This is a genomic window from Nonomuraea sp. NPDC001684 (genome assembly GCF_053596515.1).
The window spans coordinates 47828-71025 of the sequence record NZ_JBSFGJ010000006.1; the positions used below are offsets into that span (position 1 = coordinate 47828).

The following is a 23198-nucleotide window of genomic DNA, read 5'->3' on the forward strand; positions in this document are numbered from 1 at the left end:
AGGCCGTCAGGCGAGGAGGGTCGCCAACGCGGCGGCTGTGGCGGGGTGGTCGGTGAGGAGGGTCTCGACCTCGCGGTTCCCGGGCCCGGTGGCGGAGGCGGGCTGTTGCCAGCCGCCCTCGCAGCCCAGCAGCCCCGCCACCGCGTCGCACGCCGCCGGATGCCCCGCCAGCAGCTCGGCGACCGGCCCGGACGCGACCGCGGGGGCCGCCTTCGGCGCGGCCGCCGGCGTCCTGGCCCATGGCGGTGTCCAGGCGTCGACCGCCGTCAGGCTGCCGGGGAACGTGCGCCCGGCCTCCCGGACGAGGACCGGCATCAGCTCGCCCGCCTGGTCGCGCAGCGTCGTGATCAGCTTGGGCAGCCACGGCAGCAGCACCTGGTCGGGCAGCCGTCCGAACGCCTTGGAGATCACCTCCACCACGAACCCGGACAGCGCCGGAGCCGGCTCCATCGCCTGCACGAACCCGGTGATGTACTGCGGGAACGACGGGATGACCAGCGGGTTGCCGAGCAGCTCGTCGCACCGCGACCGCAGCTCGGCCAGCGGCAGCAGCCCCAGCAGGTGCTGGGCGGCCCACAGCAGCGCCACCTTGGCCGGCGCCTCCGGATGCGACTGCCGCACCGCGATCTCCAGCTGCGCCCGGTCGCACCCGAGCGCCAGCGCCAGCCCCTCCATCGTGAACAGGAACCCGAGCATCGCCGACACCTGCCGCACCCCGGTGTCGTCCTCGACGAACGCGGTCGGGAGCAGGGTGCAGTAGTGGGCGTACCCCTCGGTCACGAACGCCTCGCACCACGCCGGCAGCGTGGGTTCGGCGGTGCGGTAGTAGGCCAGCAGGCGGCGGATGCGGCGCAGCACGTCGGGCGCGTCGTCGACGCCGCGCTCGCCGGCCAGCAGCTCCACCGCCCGCGCGCCCAGCTCGTCGGCGACGCGCCCGCCGCCCAGGTAGAGGATGGCGTCCTCGACGGCGGCCAGGGCCACGGCGGCGGTGGCGTCGGGCTCCCAGACCGCGCGCCGCAGCCGCTGTTCGACCACCTGCTCGATGGTGACGCCCTCGTAGCCGAGCTCGATGATGGCCCGCTGGTTGCGGCCGAGCGCGAGGTCCCAGCTCTCCTGGATGGCCCGCTCGCCGAGCTTGCGCTCGCCCATGATCGGCCGGGCCGCGTCGGCGGGCAGCACGAAGCGCAGCATCCACAGCAGGTCGGAGCAGGGCCGCAGCTCCGGGTCGGAGTGCAGGTCGAGCAGCGCCCGCTGGATCGTGCGCTTGTCGAAGTCGACGCCGAGCGGCCGCAGCCGGTCGTAGACGTTCTGGGCCAGCGGCGGCAGCGCGTCGTAGCCGACCGAGCCGATGCGGTCGCCGCCGAGCAGGATCTCGCACAGGCGCCGCACGTCGCGCCGGCCCGGCACGACGTCCTTCTCGATGCAGGTGACCGCCGCGTCCTGGAAGTCGTACGGCGTGGGCCTGGCCCGGTTGCGCATGCCGGCCAGCAGGATCGACGTCTCGAACACCGCGATGGCGTCGGCGGTGCTGGCGAGGTAGCCGTTGCGCCGGGCCAGCCGGACGATGTCGACGCTCCAGCCCAGCAGCTCGGCCTCGTCGAGCGCGTCGAGCGTGGGCGGCCTGGACAGGAACCCGGTCAGCCGGTCGGTGACCTGCGCCGGCGCGGCGGGCGCGGGCAGCTTGACCGGCCGTTTCCTGGCCCCCTTCTGCCCGCTGAGCTGGAACGGGGTCAGCTTGCTCCGCGTCACCGCCTTGGCCCAGGTGGCGGCGGCGATCGACACCGACCCCGAGGCCAGCCCGAACTGCGCCTCGATGGCCGAGTGGCTGGAGGGGATCAGCCCGTACAGCCAGCGGGTCGCCGTGCGGGGGCCGATCTCGTACGGGGCCGCGGCGGCCAGGCCGAACTGCTCGACGCGGCTGGCGGCGTGGAAGGCGCCGCAGACGTAGAGGCAGTCGGCCGGGTCGGCGCCCGAGGCGGACAGGTGCTCGCGCATCCTGGTCCACATGTAGCGCTCGCGCTCCTCGTCGCCGGCCAGCCGGTCGTCGTCGGGGCGCAACCGGCGGAACAGGCTGCCGATGAGGACCATGACCTGGCGGTAGGTGTCGTAGTCGGCGCCGGAGAGCGGCTGCTCGACGTACTGGTCCCACCACTCCGACCAGTGGCGGACCTTGCCGTGGTGGAGCAGGTGCTCCTCCAGCTCGGCGAAGCGGGGGCGCAGGTCGCCGATCTCCACGCCGACGGCGTCGCCGTGCAGGCCGGCCTCCTCCCCCGGTTTCGCCGGCTCCTCCCGTTCGCGCGGCAGCCACTGGAAGACGTGGTCGGCCGAGCGGTCGACCAGCACCAGCTCGACGCCCGGGGTCTCCAGCGCGTACGAGATGGCCTGGTACTCGGCCGACGCCTCGGTGATCGGGGCCACCACGCTCAGCGGCCCCGAACCCTTGGGGAAGCCGTCGAGGTCGGTCGCGAACGCCTGGAGCGCCACCGGGAGCCGGCAGTTGCGCAGCTCGGTCAGCAGCGGCGCCAGGTCTTCGCAGAGCTCCAGGTAGATGACCTTGGGCTGCTTCTCCCGCAGGCGGCGCACCATGGCCAGCGCCGAGGCCGGCGAGTGGTGGCAGACCGGGAAGATCTCCAGCTCCTCGCGCAGCGCCCGGTCGACGTCCTCGACGATGCCGGTGAGGATGGACGACACCGCGCCGTCGCCCGCGAAGGCCGCGGCGGCCTCGCTGAGCTGATCCTTCAGCGGTTGGAAGAGGCTCATGACAGGGTGGAGATGGCCTGGCGGCCGCCCTCGAGGAAGTCCTGCCACGGGCCGCCGTCCTTCTTGCTGCGCGGCTCGACCACACCGTGCCAGTACTTGTTGAGGATGGCCAGGTCTTCCGGGCTGCGCCGGGCCAGCGAGCCGACCAGCGAACCGGCCAGCGTCTCGGGGCGCAGCGTGCGGTCGCCGAAGAAGTGGCTGTGCAGGATGGCGTCCTCCAGCACGCCGATCTGCTCGGCCGTGGACAGCGCGGACTCCAGCTTCTCGTCGTCGCTGGTCGCCGAGGCGGCCGCGGCCCGCAGGTCGGCGAAGCTCTGCAGCAGGATGTCCAGCAGCGTGGGCGGCAGGTCGAGCTCGATCTGGTGCCGGCGCAGCAGCTCCTCGGTGCGGAACCGGACGATCTCCGCCTCGCTCTTCTTGTTCGTCACCACCGGGATGCGGACGAAGTTGAAGCGGCGCTTGAGCGCGGAGGACAGGTCGTTGACGCCCCGGTCGCGGCTGTTGGCGGTGGCGATGATCGAGAAGCCGGGCTGGGCGAAGACGATGTTGTCGTCGTCGAGCTCGGGGATGGAGACGTACTTCTCCGACAGGATGGAGATCAGCGCGTCCTGGACGTCGCTGGTCGAGCGGGTCAGCTCCTCGAAGCGGCCGATCACGCCCTGCTCCATGGCGTTCATGATCGGCGAGGGGATCATCGACTCGCGCGACTGGCCCTTGGCGATGACCATCGAGACGTTCCACGAGTATTTGATGTGGTCTTCGGTGGTGCCCGCGGTGCCCTGCACGACCAGCGTGGAGTTGCGGCTGATCGCCGCGGACAGCAGCTCGGCCAGCCAGCTCTTGCCCGTGCCGGGGTCGCCGATCAGCAGCAGGCCGCGGTCGGAGGCCAGCGTCACGATGCTGCGCTCGACGAAGCTGCGGTCACCGAACCACTTCTGCGGGATCTCGCGGTCGAGCCCGTCGGAGCGCTCGGAGCCGAGGATGAAGATGCGGATCATGCGCGGGCTGAGCCGCCACGAGAACGGCTTGGGGCCGTCGTCGACCGACTCCAGCCAGTCGAGCTCGTCGGCGTACTTCACCTCTGCGGGGGCGCGCAGCATGTCACTCATGGTCGGGGGTTCTCCTAGGTGAGGAAGTTCTTGAGCTCGAAGACGAGCTTGCGGACGTGGCCGGAGAGCACGGGGGTGCCCAGGTCCTTGAGTTTCTGGCGGTACCACGGGTCGACGCTCTGGTGGCCGGAGCTGTTGACCGAGCCGACGGGGATGAACTTGACCCCCGAGCGGTGGATCGACCCGAAGTCGTTGATCAGCGAGCGGTTGTCGTAGAAGTCGGAGATCCACACCATCACGGTGTTGCGCGGATCGGCGATCTTCGGCCTGGCCAGGGCCATCGCGGCCGTGCCGTCGGTGCCGCCGCCGAGCGTCGTGCGCAGCAGCACCTCGAACGGGTCGTGCACCCACGGCGTCAGGTCGAGCGCGCGGGTGTCGTACGCGACGAGGTGCACGTCGACCTTGGGCAGGCCGGCGAAGATCGAGGCCAGGATGGTGCAGTTGACCATCGCGTCGACCATCGAGCCCGACTGGTCGACGACCACGATGAGCCGGGCCGGCGTGGTGCGGCGGGCCGTCTGCCGGTAGTAGAGCCGGTCGACGTAGAGCCGCTGGTCTTCAGGGCTCCAGTTGGTGAGGTTCTTCCAGATCGTGCGCTCGATGTCGAGGTTGCGGAAGACCCGCTTCGGCGGGACCGACCGGTCGATGACGCCCACGCTGGTCTTCTCCACCTGCGTGCGCAGCACCTCGGCGACCTCGTCGACGAACCTGCGGATGAGCGCCTTGGCGTTGGCGAGGGCGACGCCGGACAGGTTGGACTTGTCGCGCAGCAGCTGCTCGATGAGCGACATGCTGGGCGTGAGCTGCCTGGCCAGAGCCGGGTCGGCGAGCACCTCGCGCAGCCGCATGCGCTTGACCAGATCGCCCTCGATCATGGCGAGGACGGCGGCCAGCTCGTCGTTGCCCGGCCCGTTCCGCAGGCCGCCGGGCTCGCAGCCCATGCCCTTCTCGAACCAGGCGGCGTCCTGCTTCCAGCGGGCCAGGTCGCCCGCCGTGACGTCGCCCGTGCCGGTGGAGAACACGTTGAGCAGCAGCTTGGAGACCAGCGCGGCGCGGCGCACCTCGCCGCCCTCCTCGTGCTCCTTGTCGGCCATCAGGTCCTGGAGCTCGGCGCCCAGCTCGGGGAAGCGCTGGACGAGCGTGTCCACCGAGACGCCGGGGTCGAGCAGCGCGGGCGGCAGCTCCAGGTCGCCGACGATGCCCATGCTGGCCGTCTCCAGCGCGGGCTGCTCGTCGGCCGAGAACAGCCGCGACATGAGCCGCCAGTACAGCACTTGGCGCCGGGTCTCGTCGGCGCTCGTGGTCGAGTCGGTCATTTCCGCAGCAGCCGTCCTGCCCGTTCGCGCAGCACGGCGACCACGTCGCCGGCCTTGGCCTCGGCCTTGACGACCTTGGGGTCGGTGGGGCCGTTCGCCCAGTCGCCGTTGTGCACGGTGACCGGCTTCTTCTTGACCGTGGCCTGGACGGCCAGCGGCTGCAGCAGCCACCTGCCGCCGTCGCGGCGCACCAGCCCGACGCACGCCGAGGACGCGGCCACCAGCTCCGGCGTGAGCGGGCAGCTCGCCGGGAGCCGGTCGAGGTCGAGGGCGAGCTTGTTGCCGCCCAGGTCGAGGGTGTGCCCGTCGACCGTGTACCCCTCGACCAGCACCGGCTCGGCGATGCGCACGGGGTGGCGGTCGAGCGGCGGCGTGGCCGGGGCCAGCGCGCCCGCGAGCTGCACCCGCGCGGTGGTGAACGGGTCGGCCTCGGCGCCGGTGCGGGCGCGGTCGTCGTGCCACAGCAGGTCGCCGCCGGGCAGCAGCGGCATGCCGTCGATCTCCACGGACCGGTGGTCGGCCAGCGCGCCCATGAGCACGGGCCGGCCGCCGAACAGCCGCCACACCGACGGGCCCACGATGGTGTCGACCTTGGCCGCCGCGACGCTCGTGCGCACCAGCCGGGTCTGGCCGCCGGCCTCCTCCAGGACGCCGTGCACCTGCACCCGGACGACCGTGGCGTGCTCGTGCACGTCGGCGCCGAGGATGAGCAGCCGCCCCGACACCGGCTCGGGCACGCCGTGCCGCGGCCCGGACTGGGCGAGCAGCAGCCCGCGCGTCCACAGGTCGGCCCACCGCCTGAGCGGCAGCCGGTCCATCGTCGCCACCGGGGACGAGGCCCGCAGCTCGGTCGCCAGCCCGTCGAGCAGCACGGCGAGCCCGCGCAGCTCGGGCACCCCGAGCAGCGCCTCGATCGCCTGGTCGGCGCCGGAGACGAGGTCGTCGTCGACGCCCCGCCAGCCGGTGATCGCCAGCTCCCGCAACCAGACCCGGCACCCGGCCAGCAGGTTCTCCGGCACGCCGCCGGCCGCCGCCCCGCCGCCCACGGACGCCGCCCCTGTTGTGGCGTCCGTGGCGGCGGCCGGCGGCCAGGGTGCGCGGCTGCGGCCCAGAGCCTGGTCGAGGCGGGCGAGCAGGGCGTCGTGCACCGCGCCGAACAGCGCGGCCCGCCCGCCGGCCAGCACGGCGAGGTGCTCGTCGGCGACCGACCCCGCGGTCACCTTCTCCACCGCCTCGCCCAGCCGGTCGCCGAGCGGGGAGCCCGCGAGCGCGCCGGCCAGCGCGGCCAGCGCCGCGGCCGGCTCCTCGGCGACCCTGGCGAACCCGTGCCCGAGCGCGCCGTCGAACCCCGTGGCGAGCGCGAGCGCCTCCGCGACCCCGGCCGGCCCGTCGCCGGCCAGCTCCCCGAGCTGTACGTCGAGCATCAGCCCACCTTTCCCGTCTCGGGCCCCGTCGCCGGGAACCAGTGGAGCTCGGCCAGCGGCTCGGTGCTGTCGGGCACCTCCAGGTAGGCCAGGTGGCGCAGGAACCGGCTGAACACCACGGCCGCCGGGGTGCGCTGGGGGGTGCCGTTCAGCGCGCTCATCAGGTGGCCGCCCTCGGGCACCTCGACGCGCAGGTAGCGGGCCACCCGGTCGAGGCCGTACTGGAGCACGGCCTCGTCGGCCAGCATGCGGATGTGCTTGCAGGCGTAGCCGTGCAGCGCGCCGCACGGGCGGTTGTTGTTGGTGCTGCAGCTCAGGTCGTGGGTGCCGGCGGCGATCGAGGAGACGTAGACCCGCTCGATGTCGGACCCGCTCGACACGACCCCCTGCAACCTGCCGTCAGCCAGCTCGACGAAGGGCACCTTCGCCAGCTTGCGCGGCTGGACCGGCGGCACCACCCGCACGACGCTGCGCTGCTCCCACGCGGTTTCGTCCGCGTCCAAGGTCTCGACCTCCAGTCTGACGGCATGCTCGCGCCGACAGCCAACTCCGATGGGCTTGATCAACAGACCCGGAAATCTACCGGAGGCCACCGACAGACCGGACGTGAACGATCATTCACATGGAGGTCGGGCACGCCGGAGGCCGTGCGCGGGCTCGCACCCCGCGCACGGCCTCCGCCGCTCAGGAGGTGGCGGCCGCCCAGGTGGGGTGGTCGCCGGGGCCGAGCTCCACGAAGCCGGGCAGCTCGCGCAGCGCCAGCTCGGCCCCGCCCGGCGTGTACGTCGCGATGATCCGCAGCGGCCGCCAGCCGGTGTTGAAGGTGGAGTGCAGCGTGCCCTTCGGGATGTAGATCGCCTCACCGGCCCTGACCGGGAACTCCGGGTCGTCGCCGACGGTCTGCCGCCCCTCGCCCTCGATGACGTAGAGGACCTCGTCGGAGTCGGGGTGCAGGTGGCGTTCGTGGCCCTTGTTCGGGTTGATGACGACCTCGCCGAACGTGGAGGACGCGCCCGGCACGGCGTCGGGCGTCACGTGCCATTTGATGGCCCCCCAGTCGAAGATCATCGTGGACAGGGCGTCCGGTCGTCGGTGCATGGCGGGTTCCTCCCGGTCAGAGCTGCTTGAAGGCGCGGACCTGTTCGGCGATGGCCCGCTCGGCGGGCAGGCGTTCCATCGAGGACGCGCCGAAGAACCCGGCGACGCCGGCCGTGCGCTGCTGGATGTGGCGCACGTCGTCGGGCTCGGCGATGGGGCCGCCGTGGCACAGCACGATGACGTCGGGGTTGACGGCGACGGCGGCGTCGCGCATCTCCTGGACGCGCACGGCCGCCTCGTCGAGGCCGATCGCGGTGACGGCGCCGATGCTGCCCTTGGTGGTCAGGCCCATGTGCGGGACGAGGATGTCGGCGCCCGCCCGCGCCATGGCCGTGGCCTGCTCGGGGGTGAACACGTAGGGGGCGGTGAGCAGGTCGCGCTCGGCGGCCAGCCTGATCATCTCCACCTCCAGGTCGAAGCCCATGCCGGTCTCCTCCAGGTTCGCCCGGAAGACACCGTCGATCAGGCCGACCGTCGGGAAGTTCTGGACGCCGGTGAAGCCCATGTCCTTCAGCTCGTCCAGGAAGCGCGGCATCAGCCGGAACGGGTCGGTCCCGCACACCCCGGCCAGCACCGGCGTGTCCTTGACGACCGGCAGGACCTCCCCCGCCATCTCCACGACGATCGCGTTGGCGTCGCCGTACGGCATCAGGCCGGCGAGCGAGCCGCGGCCGGCCATCCGGAACCGCCCGGAGTTGTAGATGATGAGCAGATCGACCCCGCCCGCCTCGGCGGACTTGGCCGACAGCCCGGTGCCCGCGCCGCCGCCGATGATCAGCCGGCCCGCCTCCCGCTCGGCGCGCAACCTCCGTAGTGCCTCGTCGCGTCGCATCAAGCCCCCTTCTCGATCAGCCGGTGCAGCCGGTCGGCGGCCGCCACGGCGAACTGCGCGTCGTTGATGTCCTGGTCGCTCTGCACGACCTCGACGGCGGTGCCCGCGACGGCCGCGAGCACGGCGTCGAAGCAGGCCGCGTCGGCCGCCGGGTCGTGGAACGGGCCGCCCTCGACGTCGACGGCCGAGACGCCGCCGCGCGGCACGAACAGCGTGACCGGCCCGGAAGCGCGGGCCAGCCGCTCGCCGATCGCCCGCCCGATCTCGGCGTTCTCGGCCGGAGTGGTGCGCATGAGCGTCACCGTCGGGTTGTGCACCAGGAGCTGCCGTGACCTGAACCGTTCCGGCACGGTCTCCATCGGGCCGAAGTTGACCATGTCGACGGCGCCCAGGCTGACGACCTGCGGGATGCCGGCCCGCCCGGCGGCGGTCAGGCGGTCGGGGCCGGCCGACAACACGCCGCCGACGAGCTCGTCGGCCAGCTCGGTGGTGGTCAGGTCGAGCACCCCGGCGAAGTGGCCGCCGGCCGCCAGCGCCTCCATGGCCCGGCCGCCCGAGCCGGTGGCGTGGAAGACCAGCACCTCGTAGCCCAGGGACTCCAGCCGGGCCCGCGCGGCGTCGACGGCGGGCGTGGTGACGCCGAACATCGTGGCCGCGACCAGCGGTTTGTCCTCCCCGGACGGCTCGGCGCCGGCGTCGTAGGAGGCGGCCATCGCGCTGATCGCGGCGGCGGCGTTGGTCAGGATGCGGCGGGAGACGGAGTTGACGCCCGCGACGTCGACGACGCTGTACATGAGCGTCACGTCAGTCTCCCCGACGTAGGCCGAGACGTCGCCGCTGACCATGGTCGAGACGAGCAGCTTGGGCAGGCCGACGGGCAGCGCCCGCATGACGGCGGCGGCGATGGAGGAGCCGCCGCTGCCGCCGAGCGCGAGCACGCCGCTCAGCTCGCCGCGGGCGTGCAGGTCCTTGGCCAGGGCGGTGGCCCCGGCCGCCATGGCCGCGAGCGCGGCGCCGCGGTCGCCGGCGCTCCTGAGCCGGTCGAGGCCGGTGCCCGCGGCCCGCGCGACGGCCTCGGCGGGGACGTCGGCGGCCAGCGCCGGGGCGCCCATGACGCCGGTGTCCATGAGGACGACGCCCTGGCCGGCCCGGATGATCAGGTCGCGGACGAGGGCGTACTCCTCCCCCTTGGTGTCGAGGGTGCCCAGCAGCAAGACCGCCATGTCAGACCTCCTACGATCGGCCTTCCGACCTTACCCCGGCGATCTCCGCGTGGCGGATGCCCAGCACGTCCACGCCGTGTTCGGACAGCGGGCGGGAGCCGAAGATGCGGCGTTCCTCCTCGGTGATGGCGACGTCGTTGATGCTGGCCTCCCGGCGGCGCATCAGCCCCGAGGCGTCGAACTCCCACTGCTCGTTGCCGTAGCTGCGCCACCACTGGCCGGCGGCGTCGCGGGACTCGTACTGGAAGCGGACGGCGATGCGGTCGCCGGTGACCGCCCACAGCTCCTTGCGCAGGGCGTAGTCCAGCTCGCGGGCCCACTTGCGGCGCAGGAACTCCGCGATCTCGGCGCGGCCGGTGACGAACTCGCCGCGGTTGCGCCACACGGAGTCCTCGGTGTACGCGAGCGCGACGCGGTCGGGGTCGCGGGTGTTCCAGGCGTCCTCGGCGGCCTGGACCTTGATCCGGGCGGTCTCCTCGGTGAACGGCGGGACGGGCGGGCGGGTCATGGGCTGTCCTCTCCGATCGAGAGAACGGGCGTTCTCCCGGGTTGTGCGCTAGCGTAGAGAACGATCGTTCTCCGCGGCAAGCACCTGGAGGGGTGTCATGGATCACGAGCAGCGGCTGCTGGACGCCGCGGGCGACCTGTTCTACCGCCGCGGCGTGCAGGCGGTCGGCATGGACGAGATCCGGGCCGCCTCCGGCGTCTCGCTGAAACGCCTCTACCAGTGTTTCCCGTCGAAGGAGGCGCTGGTCGTGGCCTATCTGCGGCGGCGCGACGAACGCTGGATGGCCTCGCTCACCGCGTACGTGGCCGACGCCGGCGACCGCATCCCGGCGGTCTTCGCGTGGCTGGAACGCTGGTTCGCCGAGGACGACTTCCGCGGCTGCGGGTTCGCCAACGCCTTCGCCGAGCTGGGCGCCGGTTCGGCCGCCGTCCGCGCGGCGGTGCGCGAGCACAAGGAGCGCCTGCGCGCCTACCTGCGCTCGCTCGCCGAGGAGGCGGGAGCCGGGGACCCCGGCCTGCTCGCCGAGCAGTTGCTCACCCTGATCGACGGCGCCACGGTCACCGCGATGATCTCCGAGGAGCCGGGCGCGGCCCGCTCGGCCGGGCAGGCCGCGGCGGTCCTGGTCCACCGGCACCGGCGGCCCTGAAACGCGAAAGAGCGCACTCCCGGTCCCGAAACGCGAAAGAGCGCACTCGCCGTCCTGAGACGCGAAAGAGCGCACTCCCCGCGGGGAGTGCGCTCTTCGCTTGGCAGGATCAGGCGGCGTACGACGGGTAGCCGTAGCCGACGACCTGGGAGGTCGGGCGGACGCGCTGCTCGACCTTGCCGTTGCCGGTGTTGCCCTCGATCGTGGAGATCGTGCCGTCGCCGTTGTCCTTGACGACGAAGCCGACGTGCTGGATGTCGCTCAGGCTCTTGCTGCCGCTCCAGGAGAAGAAGACGACGGCGCCCGGCTTGGCCTCGGTGCCCCAGCGGTTGTTGGCGGCGAACCACTTGGCGTGGGTCACGGTGTAGGCGTCCCAGCCGACCTGCGGGCGGGCGCCGGTCTGCTCGCCGACCCAGGAGACGAACATCGAGCACCAGGGGGCGTTCAGGTACATGGCGCGGTTGCCGCCGTCACGCGCGGCGGTCTCGGCGGCGCGCTGCGAGTCGGCGTACCACTTCTGGAACTTGGTGCCGCCGCCGTTGGCGTCCTCGGAGGTGCCGACCTGGGCGCGGGCCGTGGCCAGCACCTGGGCGGCGGTGACGTTGACCTTGCCCTTGGCGCTCTCGTCGGCGGCGCGGTGCTGCGCGACGAGCGGCTGGGCGGCCACGCCGGCGACCTTGGCGGTCTGGGTGGCGGTGTGGGCGGTGGCGTGGGTGGTGTCGGCGTTCACTGCCGCGTGCGTGCCGAGCACGCCGGCGACGGCGGTCGCGCCGAGAGCGATCTTGGCGAGGTCGAGCTTGAAGGCACGGTGAAGACGGTGCTTGGCCATGAGGGTGTTACTCCTTGAGCTTCCGTGCCGCTTGCCGGGTTAGCTGACGGGTTCGGGCGGGAAGCTGCCCTACGGCACCACGGTGCCGATTCACCCCATTGGACACATGGGTCCCCGGTTCCGCGCACAGGCGGATTCAGCGGTCTCTTGGTCAGGCAAAGGGCTGACGCATCGTCTTCCCGGGCCCGGGAAAGGGCCTGAAGGTATATGTGCGACGCCCGGATGCGGGGATTTCCGCATCGACTCTGTACAACACGGGTCCCGCTTGGGTAATTCCCAGGCAATGCCATCCCTACCTGGGACGACTCCCCGTTCGGCTGTGTACAACCAAGCTACCCGGCGAGTAATTCCCAGGCAAATGGCGGCATTAATTTCGACGCTGCGTTGGAGAAGCGCTACGCACCGAATCGGTTCACGCCACGTGCGCCTTTATCGCCACACTCGTGAGCGCCAGCAACAATTCCAGATCGGGCTCGGCGTCGACCTGTACGGCGACCCAGGCGCGGTCGCGGCAGGCATGGACCTGGTCGCACGCCCGCAGGTACGGCTCCAGGCGGCCGATGGCGGGGGCGGTGAGCCGTACGTGGATCTCGTCCCGGCCGGCCAGGCGCAGGATCTCGGTTCCGTGTACGGCGAAGGTGACCTGCTGACCGGTGCCGCTGACGTTCAGCGACGGCCAGGACCGTAACTCCGCGACCGCGCGGACCACGTAGGGCCCGCGTCGCGTGGGCGTCCGCCGCCAGGCGGAGATTCCTGCCACGCTCCAATGCTGAGCCACGGCTCACCCCGCCGTCAGCCCCCGTTCCTGAACCGTTATCCCCTCGTGAACGGGCGCGTCCGCGGTCTGACCGGCACGATTACGGACACCTGACCGATACGTATTGACGCTCCCCCAGGCAGAAGCTACCGTCGATTCACAACTTAAAGGAAACTTTCCTAATAGTTTCCCCAGAAGTCTCCCATCCCACTCCCCACACACCCCCCAACGGATGTCGGAGCGACATGAAACACACCATTCTGAGCAAGGTCCTGGCGGGAATGGCGGCGTTGGCCCTGCCCCTCACCGCGGCCGTGGCCGCCCCGGCGCTCGCCTCCGCCAGCACGGTGGCGTACGCGGCGGCCTGGGCCCCGTGGACCGCCTACACGGCGGGCACGGTCGTCACCTACAACGGCGTCGACTACGTCTGTCTCCAGGCGCACACCTCCCAGCCCGGCTGGGAGCCGCCGAACGTGGCGGCGCTGTGGAAGGTCTCCGGCGGCGGCGGCAGCGACACGACCGCGCCGTCCGTGCCGGGCAACCTGCGCTCGACCGGCGTCACGGACACGAGCGTGGCCCTGGCCTGGAACGCCTCCACCGACAACGTGGCCGTGACCGGCTACGAGGTCTACCGCGGCGGCACCCTGGTCACCACCGTCACGGGCACCACGTACAACGACACCGGCCTCACCGCGAACACGGCCTACAGCTACACCGTGCGCGCGCGTGACGCGGCCGGCAACCGCTCGGCCAACAGCAACCAGATCTCCGCGACGACCACCGGCGGCGGTGGCGGCGACGACAAGACCCCGCCGACGGTGCCCGGCAACCTGCGCTCGACCGGCGTCAGCAACAACAGCGTCTCGCTGGCCTGGAACGCCTCCACCGACAACGTGGCGGTCACCGGCTACGAGGTCTACCGCGGCGGCACCCTGGTCACCACCGTCACGGGCACGTCGTACAACGACACCGGTCTCAGCGCCAACACCTCCTACAACTACACCGTGCGGGCGCGTGACGCGGCGGGCAACCGCTCGGCCGACAGCAACCAGATCACCGCGACCACCACGGGCGGCGGCGGTGGCGGCGGCAACAAGGTGCTCGGCTACTTCGTCCAGTGGGGCATCTACCAGCGCGGCTACCACGTCAAGAACATCGACACCAGCGGCTCGGCGGCCAAGCTGACCCACATCAACTACGCGTTCGGCAACGTGCAGAACGGGCAGTGCACGATCGGCGACAGCTACGCCGACTACGACCGCTTCTACCAGGCGGGCGAGAGCGTCGACGGCGTCGCCGACACCTGGGACAACGGCGCGCTGCGCGGCAACTTCAACCAGCTGCGCAAGCTGAAGAAGAAGTACCCCAACCTGAAGGTGCTCTTCTCCTTCGGCGGCTGGACCTGGTCCGGCGGCTTCGGCCAGGCGGCGCAGAACCCGACGGCCTTCGCCGACTCCTGCTACAAGCTGGTGGAGGACCCCCGCTGGGCCGACGTCTTCGACGGCATCGACATCGACTGGGAGTACCCGAACGCCTGCGGCCTTACCTGTGACACCAGCGGCGCGGCGGCGTTCAAGAACGTGATGTCCGCGCTGCGCTCGCGCTTCGGCGCGAACAACCTGGTCACCGCGGCCATCACCGCCGACGGCAACGACGGCGGCAAGATCGACGCGGCCGACTACGGCGGCGCCGCCCAGTACGTCGACTGGTACAACGTCATGACGTACGACTTCTTCGGCGGCTGGGACGCGCAGGGCCCGACCGCCCCGCACTCCCCGCTCACCACCTGGGACAAGATCCCGATCCCCGGCTTCTACACCGACAACGCCATCCAGAAGCTCAAGAGCAAGGGCGTCCCGGCCGCCAAGCTGCTGCTCGGCATCGGCTTCTACGGCCGCGGCTGGACCGGCGTGACCCAGGCCGCGCCCGGCGGCACGGCGACCGGCCCGGCGCCCGGCACGTACGAGCAGGGCATCGAGGACTACAAGGTCATCAAGACCCGCTGCCCGTCCACCGGCACGGTCGCGGGCACGGCCTACGCCTACTGCGGCAACCAGTGGTGGAGCTACGACACGCCGAGCACCATCGGCGGCAAGATGAGCTACTCGAAGAACCAGGGCCTCGGCGGCGCGTTCTTCTGGGAGCTCAGCGGTGACACCACCAACGCCGAACTCCTCACGGCCATGAAGAACGGCCTCGGATAAGTTCCTCGGATAAGTTCGCACGTCAGGGGCCGGTCCCGGGTTTCGGGGCCGGCCCTTCGCCGTGCCCGGCGCGCCGCAGGAGGGAACACGGACGCCTTGGGAGAAGCTGGTCACCGGGGGTGAACGACGATTCTCTGGGGTGGCGGGCACAGGCGGCCCTTCTTCACGACACCGGTCTTCCTGGTCGGCCTGATCGGGATCACGGTGCTGGTGGTCGGGCTGGACAGGTTCACCGGCGGGGGCGCGGAGCTCGTGCCGGTGCTGATCTTCCTGCCCGCGATCGTGTCGGGTCTGGGCTCGGTGGTGCAGACGTCGATCGCGTCGGTGTGGGTGCTGGCGGTGGTGTCGGCCTCGGTCGCCTATTTGGGCGGCAATCTGCGGACGAACCTGGAGGTCTCCGGCTTCACCGCGGCGTTCGGGCTGATGAGCGTGGTCGGCGCGAGCTACCGGATCCAGCGCGAGGAGGAGGTCCGCCGGTTGCGCTCGGCCGCCGCGGCGTTGCAGCGGCAGCTCGTCAGGCCGCTGCCGCTGCGCTCGCTCGACGTGGTCGTGGACGGCCTCTACCAGCCCATCGAGGAGGACACGATGGTGGGCGGCGACATGTACGAGGTGGCGCCGTCGCCGTACGGGACCCGGGTGATGATCGCCGACGTGCAGGGCAAGGGGCTGCCCGCGATCGGCGCCGCGCTGGCCGTGCTGGGCGCCTTCCGGGAGGCGGCCTACCGCGAGATCTCCCTCATGGGCGTGGCCGACGCCCTGGAGGACGCCGTGATCAGGCACAACAGGTTCGCCGCGCACACCGGCGAGCCCGAGCGGTTCGTCACCGCGCTGCTGCTGGACATCGGCCCGGAGCTGGAGGTGGACGCGGTCAACTGCGGGCACATCGCGCCGTACCTGATCCACGGCGGGAACGCCGGGCAGCTCTGGCTCGGCGAGCCGGAGGTGCCGCTCGGCCTGGCCGGGCTGGCGGGCGGGCCGCGGCACGGCGCGCGCTTCGCCTTCCCGCGCGGGGCCTCGCTGCTGCTGTGCACCGACGGCGTGACCGAGGCCCGCGATCGCGACGGCTCCTTCTACCCGCTGGAGCAACGGCTGCGCTCCTGGGCCCGCGACCCGCCGGCCAGGACCGTCGAGGCCCTGGCCGCCGACCTGAACGCCTTCACGCACGGCGCGCCGCGCGACGACATCGCGGTGCTCATCCTGCGCCGGACCGGATCGTGACCGCCCGAACGACCGGACGGCAACTATTAAGAAAGTTTCCTAACAGAACGCATTGACGGCCCTGGTCACCAGGCTTACCTTCCGATCAACCCCCCAGTCATGCCCCATCGGAGGTGGCCTTGAAGCCCACACGCCTACGCGCGGCCCTGGCCGCGTGCGGCACCTCACTGGTCCTCATCGCGGGAGCCCTGGCCGGTACGGCCACCGCCGCGGCCGACAACGCCGCCTGCCGCCCGGACGGCCTCTACCAGACCCCCGGCGTGGACGTCCCCTACTGCCTGGCCTACGACGAGGACGGCCGGGAGAAGATGGGGGCCGACCACCCCCGCCGCATCATCGGCTACTTCACCAGCTGGCGCACCGGCAAGGACGGCCGGCCCGCCTACCTGGCCGGCAACGTCCCGTGGGGCAAGGTCACCCACATCAACTACGCCTTCGCCCACGTCGACGGCAGCAACAAGATCGCCGTGGACGCCGACGCGACCGCGACCGAGTGGCCCGGCGTCGCCGGCGCCGAGATGGACCCGGCCTACGCCTACAAAGGCCACTTCAACCTGCTGAACAAGTACAAGAAGCAGTACCCGGGCACCAAGACGCTGGTGTCGGTCGGCGGCTGGGCCGAGACCGGCGGCTACTTCGACGCCAGCGGCGCCCGCGTGCCCTCCGGCGGCTTCTACTCGATGACCACCAACGCCGACGGCTCGGTCAACCAGGCCGGCATCGGCACGTTCGCCGACTCGGTCGTCGCGTTCGTGCGCGCGTACGGGTTCAACGGCGTCGACATCGACTACGAGTATCCGACCTCGATGAAGGACGCGGGGAACCCGCTCGACTGGACCATCGCCAACGCCCGCAGGTCGAGCCTGATGAAGGGCTACGCGGCCCTGATGAGGACGCTGCGCCAGAAGCTGGACACCGCGGCCGCCGCCGACGGCAGGTACTACATGCTGACCGTCGCCGCCCCCGCCTCCGGCTACCTGCTGCGCGGCATGGAGACCTTCCAGGTCACCCAGTACCTGGACTACGTCAACATCATGTCCTACGACCTGCACGGCGCCTGGAACGAGTTCGTCGGCCCCAACGCCGCCCTGTACGACGACGGCAAGGACGCCGAGCTGGCCAAGTGGGGCGTCTACACCGCCGCCCAGTACGGCGGCCTCGGCTACCTCAACACCGACTGGGCCTACCACTACTTCCGCGGCGCGATGCCGGCCGGCCGGATCAACATCGGCGTGCCGTACTACACGCGCGGCTGGAAGAACGTCAACGGCGGCGTGAACGGCCTGTGGGGCACCTCCAACGGCCCGAGCGGCAGCTGCCCGCAGGGCCTGACCACCTGCGGCGACGGCGCCCGCGGCATCGACAACCTGTGGCACGACGAGGAGAACGGCAGGGAGGTCGGCGCCGGCTCCAACCCCATGTGGCACGCCATGAACCTGGCCAAGGGCATCGCCGGCTCCTACGGCCCCGCCTACGGCCTGGACCCGGCGGGCGACCCCGAGGATCGGCTGACCGGCACCTACACCCGCAACTACAACGCCACCCTGACCGCCCCCTGGTTGTGGAACGCCACCAAGAAGGTGTTCCTGTCCACCGAGGACGACCAGTCGCTCGGCGCCAAGGCCGACTACGTCAGGAACCAGGGCATCGGCGGCGTGATGATCTGGGAGCTGGCCGGCGACTACGCCTGGGACGCGGCCAAGGGCGAGTACTTCATGGGCCAGACCCTGACCGGCCTGCTCTACGACAAGCTCAGGACCGCCGCCCCGTACGGCGCGGCCAAGGCCAAGGTGGCCGTCCCCGCCGAGAAGGTGGACGTCACGATCGAGGCCACCGGCTTCCCCGCCGGCGACAGCAACTACCCGATCAACCCCAAGCTCGTCATCACGAACAAGACGCAGACCGCCATCCCGGGCGGCGCGGAGTTCCAGTGGGACTACGCGACCTCCGCCCCGAACAACGCCAAGGACCAGTCGGGCTTCGGCCTGCGGGTGATCAGCAGTGAGCACACCGGCAACAACGTCGGCGGGCTCAAGGGCGACTTCCACCGGGTGTCGGTGAAGCTGCCCACCTGGCAGACGCTCGCCCCCGGCGCGTCGGTGACCCTCGACTACGTGTACTACCTGCCCGTCCCCGGCCAGGCGAACTACACGCTGACCTTCGGCGGCAGGACGTACGGGCTGGTCCAGGACCTGGCTCGGGGCGGCGTCGCGCCCAGCCCGAGCCCGACCCCGACCGTCACCCCGACCGGCGGCGCCTGCACCGCGCCCGCCTGGAGCGCGACGGCCGTCTACAACGGCGGCCAGCGCGTCTCGCACAAGGCCCACACGTGGGAGGCCAAGTGGTGGACGCAGGGCCAGGAGCCCGGCACCACCGGCGAGTGGGGCGTCTGGAAGGACGTCGGCGCCTGCTGAGGCGGCGCCGCCGGCCGGCGGGCGGGACGTCGCGCGTCCCGCCCGCCTCCGCCGGCGCGGGCCCTGCGGCGAGGTCAGGTACGCAACCACCTGGAGCAGCCTCTTGCGACGTGACCGTGGGCTACGGAAGGATCGCCAGATCGAGCCCCACCGGTATCCGTAACCCCATGCGTATACCGAGGCCCGTCACCCCCCCGCATGGACGACATGGAGAGGCTGTCGTGCAACCTCAGGAGAGCATCGAGCAGTTCGGCTACCGTCAGGAATTACGCCGCGGGGTCGGACTGACCGACCTCGTGTTCTACGGCCTGATCTTCATGGTGCCGATCGCGCCGTTCGCGATCTTCGGCCCGGTCTACAAGGCCTCGGGCGGCATGCCCGTCCTGGCGTACCTGGTGGGCATGGTCGCGATGTTGTTCACCGCGGCCTCCTACGCGCAGATGGTCAAGGCCTTCCCGCTGTCGGGGTCGGTCTACAACTACGCGGGCCGCGGCATCGCCCCGTCGGTCGGCTTCATGACCGGGTGGGCGATCCTGCTCGACTACCTGCTCGTGCCGAGCCTGCTCTACCTGGTCGCCTCGATCGCCATGAACGCCAGCGTGCCGGGGGTGCCGGTCTGGGGGTGGCTGCTCGTCTTCGTGGCCGTCAACACGGTGGTCAACCTGCGCGGCATCCGGATGACGATCACCCTCACCAAGGTGCTGATCACCTGTGAGCTGGTCGTGCTCGGCCTGTTCGTGCTGATCGGGATCTGGGCCCTGCTCCAGGGCGAGGGCCACGGGTTCAGCCTCTCACCGCTGTTCAACCCCGACACCTTCTCCTGGCCGGTGATCTTCGCCGCGGTCTCCGTCGCGGTGCTGTCCTTCCTCGGCTTCGACGGCATCAGCATGCTCGTCGAGGAGTCCGCGGGCGGCTCGGCCCAGGTGGCCCGGGCCATGCGGCTGGCGCTGATCCTGGCCGGGCTGCTGTTCGTGGCCCAGGTCTGGGTGGCCGCGCTGGTGGTGCCCGACCCGGCGGGCCTGCTGAACACCGGCTCGGAGACCGCCTTCTACGACGCCGCCGCCTCGGCGGGCGGCGAGTGGCTGCGGCACGTCACCTCGACGGCCACCGCCATCTCCTGGGGCTTCGCCGACACCCTGGTCGCCCAGGTCGCCGTCTCCCGCCTGCTGTACGCCATGGCCCGCGACCGGCAGCTGCCGGCCTTCCTCGCCAAGGTGTCGATCAAGCACTCGGTCCCGGCCAACGCCATCCTGCTCGTCTCGGCGCTGTCCGTCGGCATCGGCGTGTGGGCCTCGCAGCTCAAGGAGGGCGTCGGCCTGCTGAGCAGCCTGGTCAACATGGGCGGCCTCATCGCGTTCGTCGTGCTGCACGTGTCGGTGATCGTCCACTACCGGGTCCGGCAGCGCTCGTCCGACTTCTGGTCGCACCTGGTGGCGCCGCTGATCGGCATGGCGATCCTGATCTTCGTGATCGTCAACGCCAACATCCTGGCCCAGCGGGTGGGCCTGATCTGGCTCGCCGTCGGCGTCGTCGTCCTCGGCGTCCTGTACGCCCGCGGCCGCCGCCCGGTGCTGGACGGCGACGACAAGGCCGGCCTGACCGGGATCCGGTCGCCGTGACGCGGCCGCCGCTCCACCACGAGCTGTTCCTCATCGCTCACGACCAGTCCGGCAAGCCCCTGGTGCACCAGCACTCGATGGCGCTCGGGCTGGCCGGGGCGGTGCTGCTCGACCTGGCGCTGAGCGGGCGCGTCACGGTCGGGCAGGGCCGGATCGCCGTCGTCGACCCCACCCCGGTCGGCGACGCGGTCGTGGACTCCCTGGTCCCGCTGATGGCCCGCGACCGGGCCGAGGGCGAGGCCAGGTTCTGGATCAAGAAGCTGGCCGAGGACGCCTACGACCGCACCCGGCAGAGCCTGGTCACCGCGGGCGTGCTGGTCATGGTGACCAGGCGGCGTATGGGCATGTTGCCGTACACGCGGTACCAGCTCGCCGACATCGCCTCGGTGGTGCGCGCCTCGGCCGGGGTGCGCTCGGCGGTGGAGGGCTGGAAGCAGCCCGACGGGCGTGGCGCGGCGCTGTGCGGGCTGGTGGGGGCGCTGCGGCTGGAGGCCGAGCTCTACCTCGACCAGCCCTCGGCCCGGCTCGTCGAACGCCTGCGGGAGATCGCGGGCGAGCACTCCCCCGTCGTCAGGGAGGTCGTGCAGCTGATCGACGACATGCTCGGCGAGGCCGCGGTCGCGGTCTTCCGCTGACCGCGGCTCCCTTCGAGAGCCGCTGGTCAGCCGAACAGCTCGCGGATCTGGCCGACGACCTCCACGATCACCGACACCTCGGCGGCGCGGGCCGACAGCCGCTTGAGCGCGTCGAGGACGCGGGAGCGGTCGGGGTCGGCCTGCTCGATCTCCTGGCGCACGTCGGCGACGTCCCGGCGGGCCCGCGCGGGCTCGGTCACCTCCGCCTCGTGCTCGGCGAGCAGGCGTTCCAGCCGGTCGAGCAGCCGAGCCGCCTCGCCGGGGGCCGCGCCGCCCAGGTTGTTGACCGTGGCGCGGGAGTGCGGGCCCACCGCGATCGGGCCGCTCACCTCGCCGCCGCTGATGTGCACGCCGTACGAGCCCGGCGTGGGGGTCTGCTCGTTCGTCACGCGCCCTGCCCTCCCAGGTTGTTGACCGTCGCCGCGGCCTGGTGCCCGAAGGCGACCGGGCCGCTGACCGTGGCGCCGCCGCTGACCGACAGCGTGTTCATGGTCACGCTCGCCGCCTGCAACCGGTAGGCACCGGTCTCCACGCCCTTGTCCTCCAGGAAGTCGAGGACCGCCTCGGTGAGCCGCTGCTCGATCATCCGCACGTACTTGGAGACGTCGAGGACCTGGATGTGGGTCTGCAGGTCGTCGCTCGCGCCCAGCTCCCGGACGCTGAAGCGGGCGCCGTAGGGGTAGACGATGTGCTTGCGCGGGTCGGGCGCCAGCATGTTCTGCCGGACGGCCTGCACCCCCGTACGGACGAGCCGGGCGGGCGCGGCCAGCACGTCGCGCAGCAGCCGCAGCTTCAACGACCTGACCGCCTCCCAGGCGATGCGGCCGCCGGTCATCGTGGGCAGCCGGTCGACCACGTGGTAGGGGCCGTGGGCGGGCGGGAGCACGGTGACCACGAACTGGGTGTAGAGCATCCGTCCCTCGACGGCCAGGTAGATGAACGCGGAGGTCAGCGCCTCCTGATCCTCGGCCGGCGCGACGAGCCGGCCGTTGCGGTCGCGGATCTCCTGCCCGGCGTTGTTGATCGTGACGCGCTGGTAGTAGCGCACGCCGCCCTGCGGATGGCGGACGATCGCCTCGATCTCCTCGGGCGTGGCGTGGGACCTGGGCAGGCCGTTCTTGCCGATCAGCGGATGGCACACCGGGGCGCCGCCCTCGTGCCAGTCGGCCACGGTGAAGATCCCCCTGGTGACGACGTGGTCGCCGATGTCGAGCCGCTGGATGCCCTCGTTGGGACGCAGCACCCGGTCGCGCATGTCCTTCAGCCGCTCGCGGACGAAGGCGTGCAGCTCGACGGGGTCGAGGTCGACCGGGTCGTCCTGGCGGCGCGGCGGACCCTCGCGGCCGCGCACCCGGTCGAGCTCGACGGCGATCGACCAGGTCCTGGCGATGGACCCGGCGCCCATGAAGGCGTCTTCGTTGGCGTACATGGTGATGTTGCCCCACTGGGCGCTGCGCACGTAGTCGACGCGATGGGCGGTGCGGGGGCCGGTCGCGCCGGTGACCGGCTCGGGCGCGCCCGGCCGCAGCGTGCCGGCCAGCGTCATGTACGTCGCGATCCGGTAGACCAGCGCCACCCCGAGCGTGGTGAAGGGCACGGCCATCGCCAGCGCCAGCGTGCCGAGCCCCTGGCCGAGGACGTCGGCGACGCCGTAGGAGGGGCCGTCGTCGTAGAACGAGGAGCTGGACAGGCTCTGCAGCAGCAGCACGGACAGCGCGGTGGAGAACACCGCGGCCAGCAGGAGCAGGGCCATGCTCGCGGCCCAGAACCAGAGCATGGCCCGCAGCACGAGCGAGCCGCGCCGGACCCGCCCCGACGTGAGCAGCACCAGCGGGACGAGCGTCGCCACCCACGCGATCGTGGTCAGCGGGGAGATCACGAACCCGACGAGGAAGAACACGGTGATGAGCGCGTCGCGGACGACGAGCATCGAGCGCGAGCGCCGGCAGTGGTGGATCACCGGGACGAGGTCGAAGCCGCCGTAGGACGGGGGGACCGCGCGGTAGGGGTCGAACATCAGCTCGCCCAGCACCCGGTCGCGGAACCCGCTGTCGAGGTAGGCGGCGGCGCTGAGGTAGCGGGTGACGTTGCTCATGCGGGGCACGCCGGGGTGGGCCCTGGTGTCCCGCGTGGAGCCGGTGGCGCCGGAGCTGTCGACGGCCATGACCCTCCTTCGTCGGTGAACCCGGCCGAGCTTATGAGGGGCGAGTGCTTTGGGGGGCTCGTTGTTATCAAATAGTCTCGTTCACCGGAAGTGAAGCTCGGGACAAAAGCCCGATAAATTGAAATTCTTCCCTTTACGGAGCATTACGGGAGGGTGTATTGGTCCACCATTCAGGCGCCGGGCGGCGGTGCGGGCGATGCGGCAGCGACACCGGCGCCCTCACCCAGTGCCCCCGCTGCGGCGCCCTCCTCCCCGCCCCCACACCCCCCGCCTCCTCCCCCGCCGCCCCTGGTTCCCCGCCCGTGGTCTTCGGCACGCCGGGGGCCGGTGCCGGTGGTGTTCCGCCTGTGGTGCGCCCGTCCGGGGAGGGGTCGTTCGCCGGTCTCTCGCGGGGGTCGCTGGGGGACGATCATCCGCCGCCGCCCTCGCGGTCGCGTCCGCC

The 23198-nt window shown here is 71.5% G+C and carries 19 protein-coding genes and 1 riboswitch; of the genes, 6 read left to right on the forward strand and 13 right to left on the reverse strand.

The annotated features are described in order from the left end of the window. Nucleotides 1–6 precede the first annotated feature (6 nt). The 9 genes from ACWCSD_RS02650 to ACWCSD_RS02690 all read right to left on the reverse strand — a co-directional run bounded on the left by ACWCSD_RS02650 (nt 7) and on the right by ACWCSD_RS02690 (nt 10270). Nucleotides 7–2760 (reverse strand): DUF5682 family protein, encoded by a 2754-nt coding sequence (locus tag ACWCSD_RS02650; protein ID WP_449912618.1) that lies wholly within the window; start codon nt 2758–2760, stop codon nt 7–9. Beyond that, the gene (locus ACWCSD_RS02655; protein ID WP_358292378.1) at nt 2757–3869 is read right to left on the reverse strand and encodes an ATP-binding protein; all 1113 of its coding nucleotides are present in this window, start codon (nt 3867–3869) and stop codon (nt 2757–2759) included. The genes ACWCSD_RS02650 and ACWCSD_RS02655 overlap by 4 nt, the downstream gene beginning before the upstream one ends. 14 nt (nt 3870–3883) lie before the next feature. Beyond that, a complete protein-coding gene (locus ACWCSD_RS02660; protein ID WP_358292376.1) occupies nt 3884–5185 on the reverse strand; it encodes a VWA domain-containing protein in 1302 nt (433 codons plus the stop codon). After that, nucleotides 5182–6609, reverse strand: coding sequence for a hypothetical protein (locus tag ACWCSD_RS02665; protein WP_449912621.1), 1428 nt, complete (start codon nt 6607–6609; stop codon nt 5182–5184). Before ACWCSD_RS02665 ends, ACWCSD_RS02660 begins: the two co-directional genes overlap by 4 nt. Beyond that, on the reverse strand, nt 6609–7112 hold the full coding sequence (locus tag ACWCSD_RS02670) for a hypothetical protein (protein ID WP_397160448.1): 504 nt from the start codon (nt 7110–7112) through the stop codon (nt 6609–6611). Before ACWCSD_RS02670 ends, ACWCSD_RS02665 begins: the two co-directional genes overlap by 1 nt. Nucleotides 7113–7293: 181 nt before the next feature. Further along, nucleotides 7294–7707 carry a cupin domain-containing protein gene (locus tag ACWCSD_RS02675; protein WP_397160450.1) on the reverse strand — a complete coding sequence of 138 codons (414 nt, stop codon included), beginning with the start codon at nt 7705–7707 and terminating at the stop codon, nt 7294–7296. A 16-nt stretch (nt 7708–7723) separates the two neighbouring features. Further along, nucleotides 7724–8539: a phosphoenolpyruvate hydrolase family protein gene (locus ACWCSD_RS02680; RefSeq protein WP_449912624.1), complete on the reverse strand. Its 816-nt coding sequence runs from the start codon at nt 8537–8539 to the stop codon at nt 7724–7726. After that, complete coding sequence (locus ACWCSD_RS02685) at nt 8539–9762, reverse strand: Tm-1-like ATP-binding domain-containing protein (protein WP_387672853.1); 1224 nt, start codon at nt 9760–9762, stop codon at nt 8539–8541. The genes ACWCSD_RS02680 and ACWCSD_RS02685 overlap by 1 nt, the downstream gene beginning before the upstream one ends. A gap of 10 nt (nt 9763–9772) precedes the next feature. Next, entirely contained in the window at nt 9773–10270 is a 498-nt protein-coding gene (locus ACWCSD_RS02690) for a nuclear transport factor 2 family protein (RefSeq protein ID WP_358292360.1), read from the reverse strand. A gap of 97 nt (nt 10271–10367) precedes the next feature. Here ACWCSD_RS02690 and ACWCSD_RS02695 point away from each other — a divergent pair, with 97 nt between their 5' ends. Then, the gene (locus ACWCSD_RS02695; protein WP_397160456.1) at nt 10368–10916 is read left to right on the forward strand and encodes a TetR/AcrR family transcriptional regulator; all 549 of its coding nucleotides are present in this window, start codon (nt 10368–10370) and stop codon (nt 10914–10916) included. A 109-nt stretch (nt 10917–11025) separates the two neighbouring features. Here ACWCSD_RS02695 and ACWCSD_RS02700 read toward each other — a convergent pair whose 3' ends face one another. Together ACWCSD_RS02700 and ACWCSD_RS02705 are read right to left on the reverse strand one after the other, a co-directional pair. Further along, nucleotides 11026–11745, reverse strand: a complete 720-nt coding sequence (locus ACWCSD_RS02700) for a CHAP domain-containing protein (protein ID WP_397160458.1) — start codon at nt 11743–11745, stop codon at nt 11026–11028. Between the two features lie 14 nt (nt 11746–11759). Next, a riboswitch (cyclic di-AMP (ydaO/yuaA leader) is annotated at nt 11760–11897 on the reverse strand. A 260-nt stretch (nt 11898–12157) separates the two neighbouring features. Continuing rightward, the gene (locus ACWCSD_RS02705; protein WP_358292351.1) at nt 12158–12505 is read right to left on the reverse strand and encodes a luciferase domain-containing protein; all 348 of its coding nucleotides are present in this window, start codon (nt 12503–12505) and stop codon (nt 12158–12160) included. Nucleotides 12506–12747: 242 nt separating this feature from the next. Here ACWCSD_RS02705 and ACWCSD_RS02710 point away from each other — a divergent pair, with 242 nt between their 5' ends. The 5 genes from ACWCSD_RS02710 to ACWCSD_RS02730 all read left to right on the forward strand — a co-directional run bounded on the left by ACWCSD_RS02710 (nt 12748) and on the right by ACWCSD_RS02730 (nt 20592). Continuing rightward, nucleotides 12748–14706: a glycosyl hydrolase family 18 protein gene (locus tag ACWCSD_RS02710; protein WP_397160461.1), complete on the forward strand. Its 1959-nt coding sequence runs from the start codon at nt 12748–12750 to the stop codon at nt 14704–14706. 204 nt (nt 14707–14910) lie between these two features. After that, the gene (locus ACWCSD_RS02715) at nt 14911–15924 is read left to right on the forward strand and encodes a PP2C family protein-serine/threonine phosphatase (protein ID WP_449912628.1); all 1014 of its coding nucleotides are present in this window, start codon (nt 14911–14913) and stop codon (nt 15922–15924) included. 119 nt (nt 15925–16043) lie between these two features. Then, nucleotides 16044–18338 carry a chitinase C-terminal domain-containing protein gene (locus ACWCSD_RS02720; protein WP_449912630.1) on the forward strand — a complete coding sequence of 765 codons (2295 nt, stop codon included), beginning with the start codon at nt 16044–16046 and terminating at the stop codon, nt 18336–18338. Between the two features lie 221 nt (nt 18339–18559). Then, nucleotides 18560–19957 (forward strand): APC family permease, encoded by a 1398-nt coding sequence (locus ACWCSD_RS02725; RefSeq protein WP_397160467.1) that lies wholly within the window; start codon nt 18560–18562, stop codon nt 19955–19957. Then, on the forward strand, nt 19954–20592 hold the full coding sequence (locus tag ACWCSD_RS02730; protein ID WP_387672831.1) for a GOLPH3/VPS74 family protein: 639 nt from the start codon (nt 19954–19956) through the stop codon (nt 20590–20592). Before ACWCSD_RS02725 ends, ACWCSD_RS02730 begins: the two co-directional genes overlap by 4 nt. Before the next feature lie 26 nt (nt 20593–20618). Here ACWCSD_RS02730 and ACWCSD_RS02735 read toward each other — a convergent pair whose 3' ends face one another. Together ACWCSD_RS02735 and ACWCSD_RS02740 are read right to left on the reverse strand one after the other, a co-directional pair. Further along, complete coding sequence (locus tag ACWCSD_RS02735) at nt 20619–20981, reverse strand: hypothetical protein (protein ID WP_397160471.1); 363 nt, start codon at nt 20979–20981, stop codon at nt 20619–20621. Further along, nucleotides 20978–22756 (reverse strand): hypothetical protein, encoded by a 1779-nt coding sequence (locus tag ACWCSD_RS02740; protein WP_449912633.1) that lies wholly within the window; start codon nt 22754–22756, stop codon nt 20978–20980. The genes ACWCSD_RS02735 and ACWCSD_RS02740 overlap by 4 nt, the downstream gene beginning before the upstream one ends. Between the last annotated feature and the right edge of the window lie 442 nt (nt 22757–23198).